Here is an 18701-nt window from a genome sequence, read left to right as displayed (position 1 = left end):
TACTATGTCAACTCTTGAAAATCAACATCAAAATCGGCCAGAAAACAGTTTTCAGATCAAATCCGATCAATTTTTAGTTTGTGGCTTGGGCGGTTTAGGACAGCATTGTGTAGCCGCACTCAAAGCCTATGGAGTCAAAGTCAGCGCCATTGAATTAGTGCATTCTGAACAGTGGGAAATCTCTAATTTTCCCACTTTATTAGAGAAATTAATTGTCGGAGACTGCCGCGATCCGGTTTTACTCAACCAAATAAACATTCAACAATTTCGCTGTGTATTAATCGTCACTTCCAACGAACGAATCAACGCCGAAACCGCCCTAATCATTCGCAAACTTAGCCCTCATTCCCGCTTAGTTGTTCGTTCATCAAAAGAAAATCTCAATCAACTTTTGGGTCAACTTTTAGGAAACTTAGTCGCCTACGAACCTACTCAACTCCCCGCTTTTGCCTTTGCTTTAGCCGCTTTGGGTAGTGAAGTTCTCGGATTTTTTAATCTCGATGGGTACCGCATCCAAATTATTCAACGCCAACTTAATCCGAGCGATCCTTGGTGTTGCCGTTCTAATTTACAAGATCTCAATAGTCGCAGTCGTCGCCTAATTTGTCATCTTCCCAAAGACTCATCTCAGCCTTTAAACGTTCACGCTTGGGAACCGAATATTCAGCCCGCTGCGGGCGATACCATTATCTACGTCGAAGTTCTTGAACAGTCCTTTTCTCGATTTTCTCAAACCGTTAGCCCAACCCCGACAACATCTTCTTTTAAACACCTTATTCGAGAATTTTTACAAAAGCTAAATCGGCAATTTATCCAACAAAAAATTATTCAATTTTGGCAACAAAGTGAACAGCAACCCCTGCGACGAGTCGCCCTTTTTTGTGGCTTATTAGTTTTTGTTCTCTCGATCATTGGAACACTGCTTTTTCGTCATTATTACCCCGAAACTACCTATCTCAGCGCTTTTTACGGCGTGGCGATTTTACTATTAGGCGGTTATGCGGATATTTTCGGCGAATTTGAACCCATCACCGACATTCCTTGGTGGTTACAGTTGTTTGCTTTGGGGTTAACTTTAGCCGGAACCGCTTTGGTTGGGGTGCTGTATGCGCTGTTAACTCAAGCGCTTTTAAGTGCCAGATTTCAACTGACTCGAAAACGCCCGCCAATTCCCCAAAATAATCATTTAATTGTGATTGGTTTGGGCCGGGTGGGTCAACGAATTGTGGCTTTATTACAAGAGTTTAAACAGGCAATTGTTGGAGTTACAGCAAATTCTCAATTTGACTCGACTCTTTTACCGTCTATTCCTCTAATTATTAGCAATTATGCAGAGGCTTTGAGTAAAGTTAATCTGGCGACGGCGAGGAGTGTTGTTGTTGTCACCGATGACGAGATTTTAAACTTAGAAATTGCTTTGATGGTACGCAATGTTAATCCCCACTGTCATGTTGTCATTCGGACAATGGAACAAAGTCTCAGCGAAAGTTTGACTCATGTTTTACCTCACACTCAGGCGTTATGTGCCTATGAAGTGGCTGCTGAGGCTTTTGCAGGAGCGGCATTTGGCGAGAAGATTTTGAATTTATTTCGCATGGGAAATGAAACAATTTTAGTGACAGAATATCAGATAGAAACTGGAGATACGTTAAATGGTTTGCTATTATCAGAAGTGGCTTACGGTTACGGTGTTGTAACGATTTTACATCAATCGGGAAATAATTTGCCTCGGTTTATTCCTTCTGATGATATTCTCCTTTCAGTTGGCGATCGCATGATTGTTTTAGCGACAACAGAAGGATTACGAGCCATCGAACAGGGGATTAATATTGCCCCGAAAACCACAAAAGTTCACATTGAAGACGCACTCACCCCCGACGCTGCTTTTGAAGGAGCAAACGTGATTGTGAGAATTTCGGGCTGTCAACTGAGTCTGGCTCGAAATTTGATGAATCATCTCCCGGCAACTTTACCGATTCCCCTCTACAAACATCAAGCTCATCGTTTGGTACAAGAACTGCGAAAATCCCAAGTGTTTGCTTATATTTTATAATAAACTATTTGTTGATTGAGGCAAGATTTTGTAAAATTTAACCCAATGATAATCTAAAGATATTTCTCTGTTAATGTCAAGCTCTCAAACTATGGATAGTCAACGTTAAGGGAGGGTTTAAAAGTGTGCTAAAAGAAACTGCGGTGGAAGTCATCGATCTCACCAAAAGCTTTCGGGGTAAAATCGCCCTCAAACAGGTCAGCTTTACGGTAGAATCGGGAGAAATGGTCGCGTTAGTTGGGGCGTCGGGTTCCGGGAAATCAACGCTTCTGCGACATCTCAACGGTTTAGAACGGGGCGAGAGCGGTGTTGTCAATGTTTTGGGTTTTCCACTCCAATCTGAGGGAAAATTTCACTCAAAAATTAGACAATTGCGAAGCAACATCGGTTGTATTTTTCAGCAATTTAATCTCGTCAAACGACTGACGGTTCTTGAAAATGTTCTGGTCGGAAATTTAGGTCAAATTTCTCTGGCTCGTTCTGCCATTCGTTATTTTACAAAAGCCGAAAAAATACAGGCTTTGTCTGCTTTAGAACGGGTGGGAATTTTGGAGCAAGCCTACAAACGGGCTTCAATGCTATCAGGAGGTCAGCAACAACGGGTGGCGATCGCTCGCTGTTTAGTTCAGGGCGCTCGAATTATTTTAGCAGATGAACCCATCGCTTCTCTCGATCCCGAATCAGCCCGAAAAGTGATGGAATTGTTGGGCGAATTGAACCAAGAAAACGGAATTACCGTGATTACTTCTTTGCATCAAGTCCAAATGGTGCAGCGTTATTTTCCCCGTGCAGTTGCTCTAAAAAATGGAGAAATTCTCTTTGATGGAGCCACAGTAGATCTCGATCAAAACCAACTCAACAAACTCTATGGAACCGCCGCCAAAGAGTTAGTTTTAAGCGGACATGGAGAATTAGTCTAAACCTGAATTCTCAATTTAAACTCTTTAAATTATCCAGAACTCACTGAGAGGAACCTATGGACAGACGCAACTTTGTAAAATCCAGTTCTTTGTTTATTTTATCCCTGGCTGGAACCAAACTTCTCGCTAGTTGTTCGCCGAGTTCTACGACTTCTGAAACTTCGGGAAACTCGGAAACAGCCCAAGCCGAACCGGTGGCGAATACTAGCGCCCAAACCAAGCCGTTCTCAGAAATTACAGAACTCAATTTTGGGATTATTTCTACCGAGTCTCAAGCCAACCAAAAACCCATTTGGGAGCCGTTTATTCAGGCGATGTCGGAAGAACTTGGAATGCCTGTTAAAGCCTTTTATGCGACTTCTTATAATGGCGTGATTGAAGGGATGCGGTTCGGACAAGTTCACTTGGCTTGGTTGGGCGGAAAATCCTATATTGAAGCGGTGAATATTGCCAATGCCGAAGCCTTTGCTCAAACGGTTGCTCTCGATGGTTCTAAAGGGTATTACGCTTATTTAATTACCAATAAAGATAATCCCATTGTTTCGGAAATCCAGAACGAACAAGGGGATAAATATGTGATTGAAAATGCCCCTAACCTGACTTTTGCGTTTAACGATCCGAATTCGACTTCCGGTTTCTTAGTTCCGAGTTATTACGTGTTTGCCAAAAATAATATTAACCCGAAAAAAGCCTTTAACAAATTGGTTTTTTCAGGCAGTCACGAAGCCACAGCTTTAGCGGTTGCTAATAATCAAGTTGATGTGGCAACCAATAATAATGAATCCCTAAGTCGTTTAGAAAAAACCAATCCAGAAGCCCGAGAAAAAATCGAAGTGATTTGGACTTCTCCGGAAATTCCGAGCGATCCCATTGCTTATCGTCGAGATTTACCGGAAGATTTAAAAGCGAAAATTCAAGATTTCTTCTACAATTATAAAGATGAAACGGTATTGGGGCCGTTAGAATGGTCTGCTTTTATTCCCGCAGATGATAAAAATTGGAATCCGATCCGAGAATTGGAAATTGGAAAACAAATTATGGAAGTTCAAGAAGATGAAAATATGGATGCTGCCGAAAAACAGAAAAAACTCGATGAGTTAAACCAACAGTTAACGGCGCTGCAAGGTTAATTTGATTTGTTGTTTATGCCCCCTAGCTCCCCTTTTTTATCCCCCCTAGCTCCCCTTTTTTATCCCCCCTAGCTCCCCTTTTTTATCCCCCCTAGCCCCCCTTTGAAAGGGGGGAAAAGAAGTGAACAAGTCCCCCTTTATAAGGGGGATTTAGGGGGATCGATTCAATCTTTGAAAGGTTTTAAGCATGAAAAATAATTCTAAAAACTTACAATCTAGCTATTCATCGGTAGAATTGTTGGCATCGACCGCTGTATTAGAAACGCTATCAAAACAAAAAAAACAAGTTACAAAAACTCGGATTTTATTTCTCCTCGGAGCCATAGCTTTACTGATTTTTGCCTATGTACAGAGCGAACTAAACTTTCCCTTACTCTTTAGAAATAGCGGCAATATGGCCGAATATATCCGGTCTTATTTTCCCCCGGATTTTTCCGACTGGAGATTTTATTTAGAAGATACGATCATCACCATTTCAATGGGAATTTGGGGAACGTTAATGGCTGCCATCGCCGCCATTCCCCTATCATTATTAGGCTCTGAAAATGTCTGTCCGGTTTGGATAGTACAGCCCATTCGTCGTTTATTAGATGCGATGCGAGCGATTAATGAAATCGTGTTTGCATTAATATTTGTAGTGGCGGTTGGTTTGGGGCCGTTTGCGGGAGTTTTAGCATTATTTGTGAGTACAACTGGCACACTCGGAAAGTTATTTTCTGAAGTGGTAGAATCTATCGATCCGGGTCCGGTCGAAGGAATTCGGGCGACAGGCGCTCAAAAAATTCAAGAGATTATTTTTGGAATTGTTCCCCAGGTAATGCCGTTGTGGACTTCCTATGTTTTGTATCGGTTTGAGTCTAATGTTCGTTCGGCTTCGGTGTTAGGAATTGTGGGAGCGGGAGGAATTGGAGTCTCGCTTTATCAAAGTTTTCAAGCTTTTCAATATCAAAAAGTCTGTGCAATTTTAATGATTTTGATTGCCGCCACATCAACCATAGATTTTTTATCGTCTAAACTCCGAAATTGGCTGATTTAAACTCGCAAAAAATTAGTTTATAATAGAGAGCAATGAAAGCTAGGAGTCAGACATGATACAGGCAATTGCTTTTTTAATCCTGGGGCTAGCGACAGGAACCATTAGCGGTTTAATTGGCATCGGAGGAGGGGTTTTATTAACTCCGGCTTTGGTTTATTTCTTTGGATTTTCTCAACATTACGCCCAGGGGACAACCCTGGCTTTATTGGTTCCCCCAATTGGTCTTTTGGCGGCTTGGACTTATTATCAAGAAGGTTATGTTAACATTAAAGTCGCAATTTTAATCTGTGCTGGATTTTTTCTGGGCGGATTTTTGGGCGGAAAATTAGCGGGTTTAATTCCAGAGTTGTACTTAAAACGGATATTTGGGGTAGCCATGCTGATCGTCGGGTTGAAGATGATTTTTGCTAAATAAACCCGCAGCAAAAATTAAACAAAATTTAACCCAAAAATTAATTGAGTTTAACCTGAATTGATTAAGGTCACAAATAGAAGGTGAGGAGTCTATTGTGATTTTTCTCAAAATATTCTGTGTTGCTTTTCTTCTGCTACTTTCAGGAGATTTTGTTTCAACGTTTTGTTACCACGTCCCCGAACACATTTTTGGTAGATTTCATGCGGTGGTTCACCATAGTCCGAACCGAAGTTTTATTCGCTATGCCATTTCTACTAAAAAACCTGTCGCTTTGATTACCGGATTTTTTGGAGCATTTCCCTACTTAATGTTTATTCCCCTATTTTGGATAATCTCCCCCATTGGCACTATTTTAGGCTTGATTTTAGCCGAATGTCATGTTGAGTGGAGACACGTTTCTCTACAAAAATGGGAAACTCCAACCCGAATCAAACAAATGTGCAAAATATTATGTATTACTACTCCCGAGCGACATTGGGAACATCATCTTAATTCTAGAGTGGCTTATGGGGATATTTTTACATTTTATGACAAACCCGCTCAAGCCTGGTTTAGAGTTTTATTGAGATGGAAAAAAAAGTGGCGAGAAAAGTATAGTTAAAATTAAATTTCAATTCGGATTGTAACTGGTTTTGATTGTTGGGAATTGACAGCGGATCACATCTCATTTTCAAAAACTAATTCCATGCGATCGCCCCGAAATCTTGTCACCCCGTATTCGATAATCCGATCATCTTGATCAAGATTAACCGATTCCGTTAAAAGAATAGGATGATTGAGCGGTAATCTCAGTAAACGGGCATCTTGAGGACGAACAACCCGAGCGGAAACCCTCGTTGACTGTCGAATATGATCGCACCCATAAACCTCTCGAAGAAGCTGTGAAATTGACCACATCTTATGTTGAAAAGATAAAATATTGGGAAAATAATTTAAGGGAAAATGACCCGTAGAAATGCTAATTGGATGGTCATCAATAAACGTTAAACGTTCGATCAATGCGACCGGATCGCCAGGAGAAAGTTGCAAATTATTCGCCACCGAAGAATTAGCCGGAATTTCAACAGCCCTTAACAGTTGAAAACTCATTTCTAAACCTTGGGCCATCATCGCCGCATTGTAGCGAACTCGCTTACCAATGGGATATCGAATCGGCATCCCCGCAACGAAGGTACCGCGACCTTGATCGACACGCAACAATCCTTCACTTTTCAGCAAAGCGATCGCCCGTCGCACCGTATGACGGTTGACGCGAAAACGTTCGCTCAACTGATTTTCGGTCGGTAATTTATCACCAACCTGATAGATTCCCTGATTGATATTTTGTCGTAACTCGTTGGCAATTTGAGCGTAAACAGGCACGGTATCACGGTTCATTCCAGATCTGATTTCAAGGTGAACCTTGTCAATTTTGACAAAGTTAGGTACTTTGTGACTAGATGATTAAATTGTCTAGACAAGTTTAGTTAACTTCATTAATCCTCAAGCATTATTATTATGTCAAATCTTGCCCAACGACAGGCTTGGATGGCTATTTTAGCAAAAGCTTCGTTAGAGCAATTGCAGGAAAAGATGAAACGCCTAGAACCCTGGCCCGAATACAGTTTCTTGCGTCCCCCAGAAATCGGTTTAACCAAGGTAAGAGGCCGCTCTGGAGGGACAGGAGAGATTTTTCACTTAGGAGAAATGACATTAACTCGCTGTGTGATTAAACTTGATTATGAACCGATGATAACAGGATTTGGTTATGTTGGGGGGCGATCGCATCTTCACGCCGAATTAGCCGCTTTAGCTGATGCTTTGATGCAGCATGATGACTGGTGCGAACGGGTGCAAAAAATCGTCATAGAACCCCTGCAAGCCGAGGCGATTCGTCAACAAGAAATTAAGCGATCGCAAACGGCTTCTACTCAAGTCAATTTCTTTACTTTAGTCAGAGGAGAATAACGTCATTAATGATCAATGTAAACATCAGGTTTTAAATTACAAAAAAAATTGTTTTGTTGTCAACTTTTTATGGAAAATACCCAATTTTCGGGCTTAAAAGATCAAGTTCACGATGCTCAAATCACCTTCCGAACTCTCTTAAATGCCCTCTCCTATCCGGGAACATCCCGAGAGATTAGTATTCAACTCACGCCCCCACCCGGATTAACATTAGCTTGTGCTGCGGCTTGCTTAACTTTATTCGATTTAGAAACAATAGTTTGGCTGAGTGAGGAGTTTGAGTCGGAAGTCAAAACATGGTTAAAATTTCATACAGGTTGTCATTTTACGGATCATCCTCAAGATGCACATTTTGGGATTATTCACAATATTAATAACCGAGAACCTCTATCAAGTTTTAATTGGGGAACCGCCGAAAAACCAGAACGGTCAACAACTCTATTGATCCAATTTGAAGCCTTAGAAACAAGTCAATTTATTCGCTTAAACGGGCCGGGAGTTTTCGGGGTACGAGTCGTTAAACTTCCCTTATCTGCCAGTTTTATACAAGAATGGAAAGAAAACCATCAAAGCTATCCTTTGGGTGTTGATGTCTTTTTATTTGGGGAAAATACCGTTATCGGTTTACCCCGGACAACGAATTTAAGCCTTTAGTTTTTATCAACAAATTAGGGAGAACATCAAAATGCCTTATGTAGCAGTTAAAGGCGGAGAACAGGCGATAGAAAATGCAGAAGCTTTGTTAAAAGCTTGGCGGCGAGGGGATGCCAATACACCCGAATTAACAATAGAACAAATTAAACAACAACTCGCTTTAGCCGTTAACCGGGTGATGTGTGAAGGCAGTTTATATGACCCAGATTTAGCCGCTTTAGCCATTAAACAAGCTTGGGGAGATTTAGTGGAAGCGATATTTTTAATCCGGGCTTATCGGACAACATTACCCCTATTTTATCACAGTAAACCGTTGGATACAAACCAAATGGAAATTCAACGGCGAATTTCTTCTATTTTTAAAGACCTTCCGGGCGGACAACAATTAGGGCCGACTTTTGATTATATTCATCGGTTGTTAGATTTTAAATTAGCCGCAGAAGGAAATACACCCACGCCGCCAACCGCTCCCCCAACAGAAGAAGCCGTTCCTTCGGTTATGAATTTGTTAGGAAATGAAGGATTAATTCAAGCAGAACTCCCCCAAGAAAATCAACCTTTTGACTTAACGCAAGAACCGTTAAAATTCCCCGCAGGACGTGATGAACGGCTGCAAAATTTAGCCCGTGCGGATGAAGGATTTTTGTTGAGTTTAGCCTATTCAACTCAACGGGGTTATGGTCGAAATCATCCCTTTGCGGGTGAAATTCGCATGGGAGAAGTGGAAGTAATTATTTGTCCTGAGGAGTTGGGTTTTGAAGTCGCTATTGCTGACATTACTGTAACCGAAGTACAAATGGTAAATCAGTTTACCGGAAATGAAAAAATGTCACCCCAATTTACACGGGGATACGGATTAACTTTTGGATATAATGAACGAAAAGCGATGTCAATGGCGTTAGTTGATCGGGCGATGCGAGCGAAAGAATTTGGCGAGGAAATTCAAGGGCCGGCTCAAGATGAGGAGTTTGTTTTGTACCATTCTGATAACGTTCAGGCTCAAGGATTTGTGCAGCATTTAAAGTTACCTCATTATGTGGATTTTCAGGCAGAATTAAGTTTAATTCGTCAGATGCGACAAGAGCAAGTTAAGGAGAATAATCCTTCTGTTCAAGAATCGCATTTAAACAATTCCGATTCTTCCAAAAACGAACAATCTTCTTTTTCTCCTAACAGTTACTCAAAACATAACCATGAACTCAGATTCTAATCATCAATCTTACGAAGGGTTTAACTTCGCCTATCTAGACGAACAAACGAAACGATCAATTCGTCGAACTCTTTTAAAAGCCGTTGCGATTCCCGGTCATCAAATCCCCTTTTCTTCTAAAGAAATGCCCATGTCCTACGGTTGGGGAACGGGAGGAATTCAAGTGACGGCTTCTGTGATTGGAAAAAAGGATGTTTTAAAAGTGATTGACCAAGGTTCAGATGATACGACAAACGCCGTGAATATCAGGCGTTTTTTTGCAAAAGTTTGCGAGATTAAAACCACCGAAAAAACCTCGGAAGCCACTATAATTCAAACTCGACACCGCATCCCAGAAACCCCTTTAAAAGAAGGTCAAGTGATGGTTTATCAAGTTCCCATTCCCGAACCTTTGCGTTGGTTAGAACCCTCGGAAGTTCAAACTCAAAAAATGCACGGCCTCGCCGAATATGGTTCAATGTACGTTAAACTCTACGAAGATATTACAAAATATGGTTATATTTCCACTTCCTATGATTATCCGGTGATGGTGAATCATCGCTATTTAATGAGTCCGAGTCCGATTCCTCGATTTGATAATCCTAAACTGAATAATTCTCCGGCTTTACAACTGTTTGGGGCGGGACGAGAAAAGCGAATTTATGCCATTCCTCCCTATACTTCTGTGCAGAGTTTGGATTTTGAAGATCATCCCTTTTCAGTAGAAAAATGGAATAAACCCTGTGAACTTTGCGGTTCAACAGAAAGTTATCTAGATGAAGTTATTATGGACGACCAAGGAACAAGAATGTGGGTGTGTTCCGATAGCGATTATTGTCAGCAACAACAGCAAAAATAAGGTATAATCTAAACGAAAAAACAAAAAGCAAAAATTGAGGTGAACAATCGTGTTAAAGTTTTATCATACTCCCCTATCTGCTAACAGTCGTAGAGTTTGGGTATTGCTGTTAGAAAAGCAAGTAGAATTTGAGGAAATTATTCTCAGCTTACAAGGCGATCAATTTGAACCCGAATATTTAAAACTAAATCCCTTTCATCATATTCCGACTCTCGTTGATGGTGATTTTACGATAATTGAATCTCTGGCAATTTTAGACTATCTAGAAGCCCAATATCCAACGCCAAGTTTTACGCCCAAAGACGCCAAAACGATGGGAATTATGCGGATGTTGGAATTGGTAACAGTCAATGAACTTTTACCCACCACTTTACCCCTATTAAAACAGGTTGTCGGTTTACCTGCTGACCCGAACCAACCCATAGAAGCCGTTTACAAAAAAATTACAACGATTTTCGATTTTTATCAAAAATATTTGGGTGACAATCCTTATTTAGTCGGCGAACAAATCACCCTTGCTGATGTTGTCGTCGGGACCGTGATTCCCACCTTAAAATATATGAACATCTCCCTAGAAAATCATCCTCAACTGCAAGCCTGGTGCGAACAGTTAATGGGACGAGAAAGTTGGCAGGAAACCCAACCCAAACCCGAAGACGTTGAAGCTTCCTACGCTCGAATTAAAGCGATTTTAACCCAAAAATCTCAATAAGAAATGAACCCCATTGAACCCTTACTAACCGTTAAAAACCTGAACAAATCCTACGGTTCAACTCAAGCCTGTAACAACATTTCATTCAATCTTTATCCTAGCCAAGTATTAGGAATTGTGGGGGAATCTGGTTCGGGAAAATCAACGTTACTCAAAGCAATAGCGGGAGTTTTACCTGTTGAAACCGGACAAATAACCTATCTCAACCGTCAGGGAAAATGCTTAGATTTTCAACAAATCTCAGAATCCTATCGCCGTCAACTGATGCGAACAGAGTGGGGATTTGTTCAACAAAATCCTCGGGATGGTTTACGGATGAATATTACAGCAGGCGCCAATATTGGGGAACGTTTAATGGATGTGGGCGTGCGAAATTATGGTAAAATTCGTCAAGAAGTTGCCTACTGGTTAGAACAGGTTGAAATTGATTCTCGTTGGATGGATGAACTTCCCATAACTTTTTCGGGGGGAATGCAGCAACGCCTACAAATTGCCAGAGTTTTAGTCACTAAACCCCGTTTAATTTTAATGGATGAACCAACCGGAGGATTGGATGTTTCGGTACAAGCAAGACTCTTAGATTTATTGCGTTCTCTGGTAAGAAATCTGCATCTAAGTGTTATTTTAGTGACTCACGATATTGGAGTTGTGCGGTTACTTGCTCACCGATTATTTGTGATGAAAAATGGTAAAATTGTTGAGTGTGGATTAACCGATCAAGTGTTAGATGATCCGCAACATCCCTACACCCAACAGTTAGTTAGTGCGACTCTAATTCCTTAGTTTATATCATTAAATTAGAAAAAAGTTAGCAAAAATGCAATTAAAACAACAAACCAATCACCATTTTATTTCTGATATTGATGATGCTACATTATTAAAAGCTGAGAACATTTCTAAAGACTTTACTTTGCACCATCAAGGCGGTGTTTCCCTCTCGGTTTTAAGAAGAATGTCTCTGATACTCAAAACCGGAGAAGGCGTCGCATTATCGGGAAAATCCGGTTCGGGAAAGTCTACCTTTATGCGCTCGGTTTATGGAAATTACCGAGTTAATAGCGGTTCAATTTGGATAAAACACGAGAACAATTGGCTCGATTTAACTCAACTCGAACCCCACGAACTTTTAGACGTTCGACGGAAAACCATCGGTTATGTGAGCCAATTTTTGCGGGTAATTCCTCGGGTTCCGGCGTTAGAAATTGCGGGCCGAACCTTTGCTCGAATTGGGCGAAAATCCAGACACCGCTTATCAAAAAATTAAACAGCTATTTGTTCACCTAAATTTACCCGAACGACTTTGGAGTTTATCTCCAACAACCTTTTCCGGGGGAGAAAAACAACGGGTGAATATCGCTCGGGCGTTATCGGTCGATTATCCAATTTTACTGCTAGATGAACCGACTTCGGCTTTGGATGAAACCAACTCAAAAGCGGTGATTCAACTGTTACAAGAACGTCAAGCAAAAGGTTCGGCTTTAATTGGAATTTTTCACGATGAACACGTCAAAAATCAGCTTTGTACGCGAGAATTAACCTTTGGTGATTAATCGCCCTCACGGGTTAAACTTCGTAATCAACAGCCAGAATATCTGCTAAAATTGGCTTAATTAAATTCTGCACAACCGCTTGATGATCGGGATGCGGAGTATAAGCCTCCAAAGCCGCTTTATCTGTAAATTTAACCAATAATCCGTGCTGAAATCCCTGAGAACGTTCGGAAAAATTTTCACCACAGGATAAGTCAATAATACCGGGAATTTTAGCTTTTAATTCTCTCAATCCCTCTATCGCTGCGGCGATCGCTTCTGGTGTAGCATCTTCTGTCCACTTAAATAAAACGATGTGTACAATCATTCTCGTTGATATCCCGATCATCTTTTAAACGTCTTTAGAATTTTAGCAGAATTTTAGTTACAATATGAACGTTTGAGAATTAAAATTCTCGATTAAGTTTAGATTAACCGACAATTAAGAAACCATGAACGAACAAGTCTACACCAATTATCGCCTACAACTTCCCGAACAAGAAATAACAGGAACTTTAGTCGTTCGTGAGGGAAAAATTGCCGACATTCAACCCGGAATCGTTAATATTGGTCACAATGGTCAGGGCGACTATTTAATGCCGGGATTAATCGAACTTCATACGGATAATTTAGAAAAATGTATGTCTCCCCGTCCGAGCGTTAAATGGCCGTTAGAAGCCGCCGCAAGCTATCACGATCGCGATTTAATTAGTGCAGGAATTACCACCGTTTGTGATGCCATTGGAGTCGGAGATATTAAACCCGGTTCCAAACGAATGAGTCATTTTAGACCGATGATTGAGATTATTTTAGAAGGTCAAAACGCCGGAAGATTTACAGCCGATCATCGCCTGCATTTAAGATGCGAACTCTCCTATGAACAAGTCTGTGATGTGGCAAGCGAGTACAGCGAACATCCCTTACTTTCTCTCATTTCCGTCATGGATCATACGCCAGGACAGCGACAATTTGTAGATATAAAAAGATACACCGAATATTATATGGGGAAATATGGATTTTCAGCCCAAGAAATGCAAAACTTTGTCACAATGCGTCAAGATTTGCAACAAAAATATGCTGAAAAAAACCGTCAATCTATTGTGAAACTCACCCAAGAAAAAAATATTTCTCTGGCAACGCACGATGACGCCACGATAGAACACGTTCAAGAAGCGGTGGAAAATGGGGCAACCATTGCGGAATTTCCCACCACATTAGATGCGGCGAAAACGGCTCACAAATCCGGTTTAAAAGTGTTAATGGGTTCGCCCAATTTGGTGTTAGGGGGATCGCATTCCGGCAATGTTTCAGCAATAGAACTGATTAAAAACGATCTGGTTGATCTTCTCTCCTCCGATTATGTGCCTCATAGTCTGCTACAATCTATTTTTGTGATTGCAAATCAACTCGGAAAACCGATTTATCAAGCCATGCGTTTAGTCACCAGTAACCCGGCAAAAGCTATTAATGTCTTTGAAGATAGGGGCAGTTTAGAAGTGGGGAAACAAGCGGATTTAATCACCGTTCATAACGATGGAATTGTTCCCCGCATAACTTCGGTAATTCGTCAAGGTAAACGAGTTGCATAATCGGTCAATCTAAAAAATCCAGATTCAAGTGATGAACGCCGAACAATTTATTATCTATGCTTGTCCAGTCGGAGAACTGAATGAACAAATTAATTCTTATTTCCAAAAAAGCCGAGAACTCTGTGGAGAAAATTCTGCTCATCAATATATGCCCCACTGTTCCCTGACTGGATTTTTTCACGCCGATCCCACCCGAATTGGCAACGACTTGAACAGTCTAGATCAAGTCTATCATCACTATCAACATCTGTCTCAAGACATAAAAATTTTGCAGATGATGTTCAAACCGAAGTGGCATGGTTTAGAATTAAAAGCATCGGGTTTAAAACACCTGATCGCTAATTTTGCCGAAATCATGCACAGTCAACCGATTGAGGAAAATATACGCTTAAAAGAATGGCTTCATGTTAGTTTTGCTTATAATTTTCCATCCGAACACCATGACACTTTAAAAAAACTTGCTAAAAAGATGATTAACCCTAAAGCTGCGACTCAATGGGAATTACGATTTTATCAAAAACATCCCGACTGGACTTGGACTTGTTTAAAGTCTTGGCCTCTATAATTCAATCTTTAACTAAAATTATTCATTAAACTCAATTGACTCGAAAAAAATCAGATCTCTTAGTAAGATAGGTCAAACAGTCAAGTTAATTCTAGAATTAACAATTTTTCGGTTTGACGCATCTGACTACAGATTAAAATCTTTAATTGAAATTATTACGGAATTAAAATCACTATGAAACCTAGCATCGATCATATCATAGAAATCCTTCAATATCGCGGTAACGAACAATACGGTCAAGAAGCCGTGAGTCAACTCGAACACGCTTTACAATGTGCGACAATAGCCCAATCAAATTACGCTTCTCCTGAACTGATCGCCGCCTGTTTATTGCACGATTTTGGACATCTCATTCATCAGTGGGGAGAAGATGCAGCAACCCGAGGAATTGACGATCGCCACGAATATTGCGCTTTACCTTTTTTAAGCTTATTATTTAGTTCAGCCGTTACCGAACCGATTCGGCTTCATGTGGTCGCCAAACGATATCTTTGTACAGAAAATTCGGAATATTGGCAAGCCTTATCTCCCGCTTCTCAACACAGTTTAAAGCTACAAGGGGGGATTTTATCGCCCGAGGAAACAATGACATTTGTTAACCATCCCTACGCGAAAGAAGCGGTAAAACTGCGAATGTGGGACGATCAAGCCAAACAAGTGAATTACCCCACCCCCCGTTTAGAAGACTTCATTCCGACGCTGGAGGCTTGTGTAAAGTCCTGAAATCAGAGATAATAAGGAAAATCGATCAAAACCCTCTAAACTTCCTTAAATTTAGTTTGATCTTCCGGGTTGAACGAGATTTAAGGAGAAAAGAGACACAGCAACAAATTTGATTCAAATGATCCTTAATTTCTGAGTTTTTTATCAATGACAACAATTCCAAAAATAACTCATATTATTTACGATTTAGATGGTTTGCTGTTAGATACAGAACCGCTCCATGCCAAAGTTAACCAAATGTTAGCGGGTCGTTATGGCAAAATTATCGATTCCTCTTTAATGTGTAAATTGCGGGGTCGAAAATCCCACGATTCGGCAAAACTAATTATTGAAATGTTAGAAATTCCCCTAACCGTTGAAGCCTATTTGACCGAAAAAGATGCGATAATTTATCAATATTATACCAACGTTCCGCCCTTAACAGGAGCCGTTGAACTCACCCAACATTTGGCCGCCCATCGCATTCCCCAAGCGATCGCCACCAGTTCCAGTCGCCGTCCTTATACGGCCAAAATTCAAAGTCATCAGCAATGGTTTTCCATCTTTGAATGCGTCATTCAGGGCGACGATCCCGAACTCAAAAACGGCAAACCCGCACCCGATATTTTCCTGCTGGCCGCCGAACGTTTGGGCGTCCAACCCGAAAATTGTTTGGTGTTTGAAGATGCCTTAGCGGGGGTGGCGGCCGCCAAAGCCGCAGGAATGTATGTGGTTGCAGTTCCGGCGGCCGATATGGATAAACAACTCTATCTCGAAGCCGATCAAATTCTCAATTCTTTAAGCGAATTTCAACCGGAATACTGGCAATTACCCCCTTTTAATTCGCCCGTAAACGCTTCTAAACTTTGAGAAGACGATAAATTAAGGTCGTTGTCATTAACGCTACGCCCAAAGCCAATACAGGGGGAACAAATGGAATCCATAACCCCTGTTCAATCAACAAAAGATAACAGTACCGATGCAAAACCCAAATGATAGGAATTGCAGCAGCAACCGCAATCGCAGGACGGAACCAACGAGCCAGTAAACCCCCCACTAACGCCCAAACTAAAATCCAAATATTCTCTTTCCAGTCAGGCCACCATGCTAACAATTGTCGTTCATCTTGAACGGCACTAATCAATTGAGAAATCATGTGACCCTGAAGATAAATCTCGGACATTTCTCCATAAGGAGTCGAATAAACTGTTTGAAATTCTGGATCGCTCGTACCAATTAACACAATTTTATCTTTCACTAAAGCCGGATCGATTGAACCTTGCAGTGCTTCGGATAGAGTGATTCTGGGTGCGATTTTTTCTCCGGTGGCGCGATAATTTAACAAGATTTGACGGTGATTAATATTAAGAAGCGGGTCATAAAGAGCCGTATTGGGAGGGAGCGGATCGAACATAATATTCTCCGACTGAAAATCCTCCCCTTCCTTGTATATATCTTCAGAAAGTAAACCCTCATCCGACAAATATCGCAACGCCACCAACAAATTAAAAGAAAACTCACTTTGACAGGGCGAAACTTGCAAATCTTTTGGCGGTTCCAGACTCAAGGACTGACGCCGAATCGTACCATCTGCATCTAAAATCTGATCGCTAAATCCAATCCGTTGTTTCCAACCGGCACCTTGAATCGCATGGGGAGAAGGGGCGCGACCCGAGTTTAACATATCTTCCCCGACATCGCACTGACTGATCAATCGTTTATCGAATTTAAACCGATTCATCAGCTTTTGAAATTCCGGTTTGAGTTGATAATCTCGATAAAGGGTTAACCCAATAACACGGGGTTCTAATGCGGTTAATTTTTCGATCAATTGTTGTAGATAACCGTCGCTGATCGACTTATTTTTTCCTTCATCTGCGGGGCGAACTTGAGCATTAACATCGGTGCTAGTAATATCAACAATTAACATTCGAGAGTCCAACGTTTCCGCCGGACGCGATCGCATTAAATGGTCGAAAGCTTTAAACTCCAACAGCTTTAACTGTCCAAAATCTCGGACAAAAATAACCAAAAAAGCAGCAATTAAACTCGTACAAAGGGCGACAATAATTCTAATAAACCTGCGTTTTTGTTTGGTACTTTTTAATAAAAATGCTCCCGAAATATCCTGATTTTTATTCGCATCTTCCGGGGCGTTTTGACCGCGTAACACTTGCCAAGTTGGAGGCACATTTGCCAAGTTTTGAAAAATCAGAGGCAACCAGGTCGCACCGGGTAAATCCTGAAAATCTTCTAATCGTTTTTGAGCTTGATAAACGGCAGTATACAACGATTTTCCCGCAGAATATTCCTCCAAAAACTCCTTTAAAAAAGACTGAGCCACCAAATCCGGCACCGACTCCTGCATCACAATCGTCAGGGGAATTTGCAGTTGAATCAAGTCCTGCGCCAACCCCAACCCATCGCAGGAATTAAACACCGCAATTTGCAAGCCATTATTAATCGCTTCTTTGAGAGTATTTTTAAACTCATCCAGCCTTAAACTTTCTTGATCGCTCAGATAAATTCGCCCGGTGCTTTCTTCGGTTTTACTGTGTCCGGCAAAAAATAAAATATCCCAACCTTTCGACTGGCGGAGCGTTTTAATAAACTGGGTAGATCGGGGCTGATGCAGAAACGTAACCTCAGCGCCTTTTAATTTGCGAATTGCCTCTTGATCCGGTTGTAAATTGAGATTCCGCTTATCTCCCAAAACCGCCAAAATTCTAACTTTATTCGTGCGACTCGAACGCTGTCCCCGAGAAAAATTTGCATTAAATCCCGGTAAAGTATAGCCCAAACCAATATGATATTCTTCCAACAAATCCCAAACGTGCCAGGGCAACTTCCAGAGTCTAGAATTTTTAGTTTGAATCACCAAACGAAATTCACCTTGACCCTGAGCAAATTCAACCCCCAAACGTTCTCGAATACATTGCCATTTCGGAGTAGAAGATTGCAACCATTTTTTCATCCGTTTCTCGACATCTCGCACCAAACGCCGACAGCGAGAAAAATCATCCACCGTCGAAGAATTACTCTGAAAACTCTCATCAATTTCCCAAGCTTCTTCGGTTTCAGTCTGAAGACGCCGACTCGACTGACTCGCTCCCTTGAGACGCCGAAAACGAGTTTGCCAACTAACATAACTTCCCTCTAAACCAGGGTTCGGGGGAAGTTGGCCTTCTAATTCGGCTAGAAGGCGATTATCATCGGTTTTAATCTGAAGCAAGACATCGAAACCTTGCTCGAAACTCCCATGACCAAACTTTAATATTGCAACCTTGCCCATAGAGGCTATCCTATCTCGTTGGTTTGACTCTGCACGCGCACCCATTCGGGCTTGTACAAGCGAGACTCTTTTCGGGGTCTGCTTGCTCACGAGTCCCACTATTTCTACT

The 18701-nt window shown here is 41.3% G+C and carries 21 protein-coding genes; 18 read left to right on the top strand and 3 right to left on the bottom strand.

Annotation, left to right across the window (positions count from 1 at the left end):
* The first annotated feature begins 4 nt into the window (after window positions 1-4).
* From ACL6C3_RS09260 to ACL6C3_RS09235, 6 genes are all read left to right on the top strand, one after another.
* A complete protein-coding gene (locus ACL6C3_RS09260; RefSeq protein WP_413166877.1) occupies window positions 5-2053 on the top strand; it encodes an NAD-binding protein in 2049 nt (682 codons plus the stop codon).
* Between the two features lie 125 nt (window positions 2054-2178).
* A complete protein-coding gene (gene phnC, locus ACL6C3_RS09255) occupies window positions 2179-2973 on the top strand; it encodes a phosphonate ABC transporter ATP-binding protein (RefSeq protein WP_413166876.1) in 795 nt (264 codons plus the stop codon).
* A gap of 56 nt (window positions 2974-3029) precedes the next feature.
* On the top strand, window positions 3030-4103 hold the full coding sequence (gene phnD / locus ACL6C3_RS09250; protein WP_413166875.1) for a phosphonate ABC transporter substrate-binding protein: 1074 nt from the start codon (window positions 3030-3032) through the stop codon (window positions 4101-4103).
* Between the two features lie 187 nt (window positions 4104-4290).
* The gene (phnE, locus tag ACL6C3_RS09245; RefSeq protein ID WP_413166874.1) at window positions 4291-5139 is read left to right on the top strand and encodes a phosphonate ABC transporter, permease protein PhnE; all 849 of its coding nucleotides are present in this window, start codon (window positions 4291-4293) and stop codon (window positions 5137-5139) included.
* A 52-nt stretch (window positions 5140-5191) separates the two neighbouring features.
* Window positions 5192-5554 carry a TSUP family transporter gene (locus ACL6C3_RS09240; protein ID WP_413166873.1) on the top strand — a complete coding sequence of 121 codons (363 nt, stop codon included), beginning with the start codon at window positions 5192-5194 and terminating at the stop codon, window positions 5552-5554.
* 94 nt (window positions 5555-5648) lie between these two features.
* Window positions 5649-6155, top strand: a complete 507-nt coding sequence (locus ACL6C3_RS09235; RefSeq protein ID WP_413166872.1) for a sterol desaturase family protein — start codon at window positions 5649-5651, stop codon at window positions 6153-6155.
* A gap of 56 nt (window positions 6156-6211) precedes the next feature.
* On the opposite strand, the gene phnF is transcribed toward ACL6C3_RS09235, so the two are convergent.
* The gene (phnF, locus tag ACL6C3_RS09230; protein ID WP_413166871.1) at window positions 6212-6931 is read right to left on the bottom strand and encodes a phosphonate metabolism transcriptional regulator PhnF; all 720 of its coding nucleotides are present in this window, start codon (window positions 6929-6931) and stop codon (window positions 6212-6214) included.
* Window positions 6932-7051: 120 nt separating this feature from the next.
* Here phnF and phnG point away from each other — a divergent pair, with 120 nt between their 5' ends.
* The 8 genes from phnG (at window position 7052) to ACL6C3_RS09190 (ending at window position 12465) form a co-directional block, all read left to right on the top strand.
* On the top strand, window positions 7052-7501 hold the full coding sequence (gene phnG / locus ACL6C3_RS09225) for a phosphonate C-P lyase system protein PhnG (protein ID WP_413166870.1): 450 nt from the start codon (window positions 7052-7054) through the stop codon (window positions 7499-7501).
* Between the two features lie 69 nt (window positions 7502-7570).
* A complete protein-coding gene (gene phnH / locus ACL6C3_RS09220) occupies window positions 7571-8155 on the top strand; it encodes a phosphonate C-P lyase system protein PhnH (RefSeq protein WP_413166868.1) in 585 nt (194 codons plus the stop codon).
* A 31-nt stretch (window positions 8156-8186) separates the two neighbouring features.
* Entirely contained in the window at window positions 8187-9365 is a 1179-nt protein-coding gene (locus ACL6C3_RS09215) for a carbon-phosphorus lyase complex subunit PhnI (RefSeq protein WP_413166867.1), read from the top strand.
* The gene (locus tag ACL6C3_RS09210; protein ID WP_413166866.1) at window positions 9349-10203 is read left to right on the top strand and encodes an alpha-D-ribose 1-methylphosphonate 5-phosphate C-P-lyase PhnJ; all 855 of its coding nucleotides are present in this window, start codon (window positions 9349-9351) and stop codon (window positions 10201-10203) included. The genes ACL6C3_RS09215 and ACL6C3_RS09210 overlap by 17 nt, the downstream gene beginning before the upstream one ends.
* A 49-nt stretch (window positions 10204-10252) precedes the next feature.
* A complete protein-coding gene (locus ACL6C3_RS09205; RefSeq protein WP_413166865.1) occupies window positions 10253-10915 on the top strand; it encodes a glutathione S-transferase family protein in 663 nt (220 codons plus the stop codon).
* A gap of 3 nt (window positions 10916-10918) precedes the next feature.
* Window positions 10919-11698: a phosphonate C-P lyase system protein PhnK gene (gene phnK, locus ACL6C3_RS09200; RefSeq protein ID WP_413166864.1), complete on the top strand. Its 780-nt coding sequence runs from the start codon at window positions 10919-10921 to the stop codon at window positions 11696-11698.
* Between the two features lie 34 nt (window positions 11699-11732).
* Window positions 11733-12179 (top strand): ATP-binding cassette domain-containing protein, encoded by a 447-nt coding sequence (locus ACL6C3_RS09195; RefSeq protein ID WP_413166863.1) that lies wholly within the window; start codon window positions 11733-11735, stop codon window positions 12177-12179.
* Window positions 12133-12465 carry an ATP-binding cassette domain-containing protein gene (locus tag ACL6C3_RS09190; protein ID WP_413166862.1) on the top strand — a complete coding sequence of 111 codons (333 nt, stop codon included), beginning with the start codon at window positions 12133-12135 and terminating at the stop codon, window positions 12463-12465. Before ACL6C3_RS09195 ends, ACL6C3_RS09190 begins: the two co-directional genes overlap by 47 nt.
* A 13-nt stretch (window positions 12466-12478) precedes the next feature.
* On the opposite strand, the gene ACL6C3_RS09185 is transcribed toward ACL6C3_RS09190, so the two are convergent.
* A complete protein-coding gene (locus tag ACL6C3_RS09185; protein WP_413166861.1) occupies window positions 12479-12772 on the bottom strand; it encodes a Dabb family protein in 294 nt (97 codons plus the stop codon).
* 124 nt (window positions 12773-12896) lie between these two features.
* On the opposite strand from ACL6C3_RS09185, the gene ACL6C3_RS09180 reads away from it, so the two are divergent.
* The 4 genes from ACL6C3_RS09180 (at window position 12897) to ACL6C3_RS09165 (ending at window position 16170) form a co-directional block, all read left to right on the top strand.
* A complete protein-coding gene (locus ACL6C3_RS09180) occupies window positions 12897-14033 on the top strand; it encodes an alpha-D-ribose 1-methylphosphonate 5-triphosphate diphosphatase (protein ID WP_413166860.1) in 1137 nt (378 codons plus the stop codon).
* Between the two features lie 31 nt (window positions 14034-14064).
* The gene (locus tag ACL6C3_RS09175) at window positions 14065-14598 is read left to right on the top strand and encodes a hypothetical protein (protein ID WP_413166859.1); all 534 of its coding nucleotides are present in this window, start codon (window positions 14065-14067) and stop codon (window positions 14596-14598) included.
* A 174-nt stretch (window positions 14599-14772) separates the two neighbouring features.
* Window positions 14773-15321, top strand: coding sequence for a phosphonate degradation HD-domain oxygenase (locus tag ACL6C3_RS09170; RefSeq protein ID WP_413166858.1), 549 nt, complete (start codon window positions 14773-14775; stop codon window positions 15319-15321).
* A gap of 147 nt (window positions 15322-15468) precedes the next feature.
* Window positions 15469-16170, top strand: coding sequence for an HAD-IA family hydrolase (locus ACL6C3_RS09165; RefSeq protein ID WP_413166857.1), 702 nt, complete (start codon window positions 15469-15471; stop codon window positions 16168-16170).
* Here ACL6C3_RS09165 and ACL6C3_RS09160 read toward each other — a convergent pair.
* The gene (locus tag ACL6C3_RS09160; RefSeq protein WP_413166856.1) at window positions 16160-18592 is read right to left on the bottom strand and encodes a CHASE2 domain-containing protein; all 2433 of its coding nucleotides are present in this window, start codon (window positions 18590-18592) and stop codon (window positions 16160-16162) included. The genes ACL6C3_RS09165 and ACL6C3_RS09160 overlap by 11 nt on opposite strands.
* Between the last annotated feature and the right edge of the window lie 109 nt (window positions 18593-18701).

The sequence above is a fragment of the Capilliphycus salinus ALCB114379 genome (genome assembly GCF_047276495.1).
Taxonomy (GTDB): domain Bacteria; phylum Cyanobacteriota; class Cyanobacteriia; order Cyanobacteriales; family Microcoleaceae; genus Capilliphycus; species Capilliphycus salinus.
Note: the sequence above shows the minus strand (reverse complement) of the source record. Positions and strands in the feature narration are given on the sequence as shown.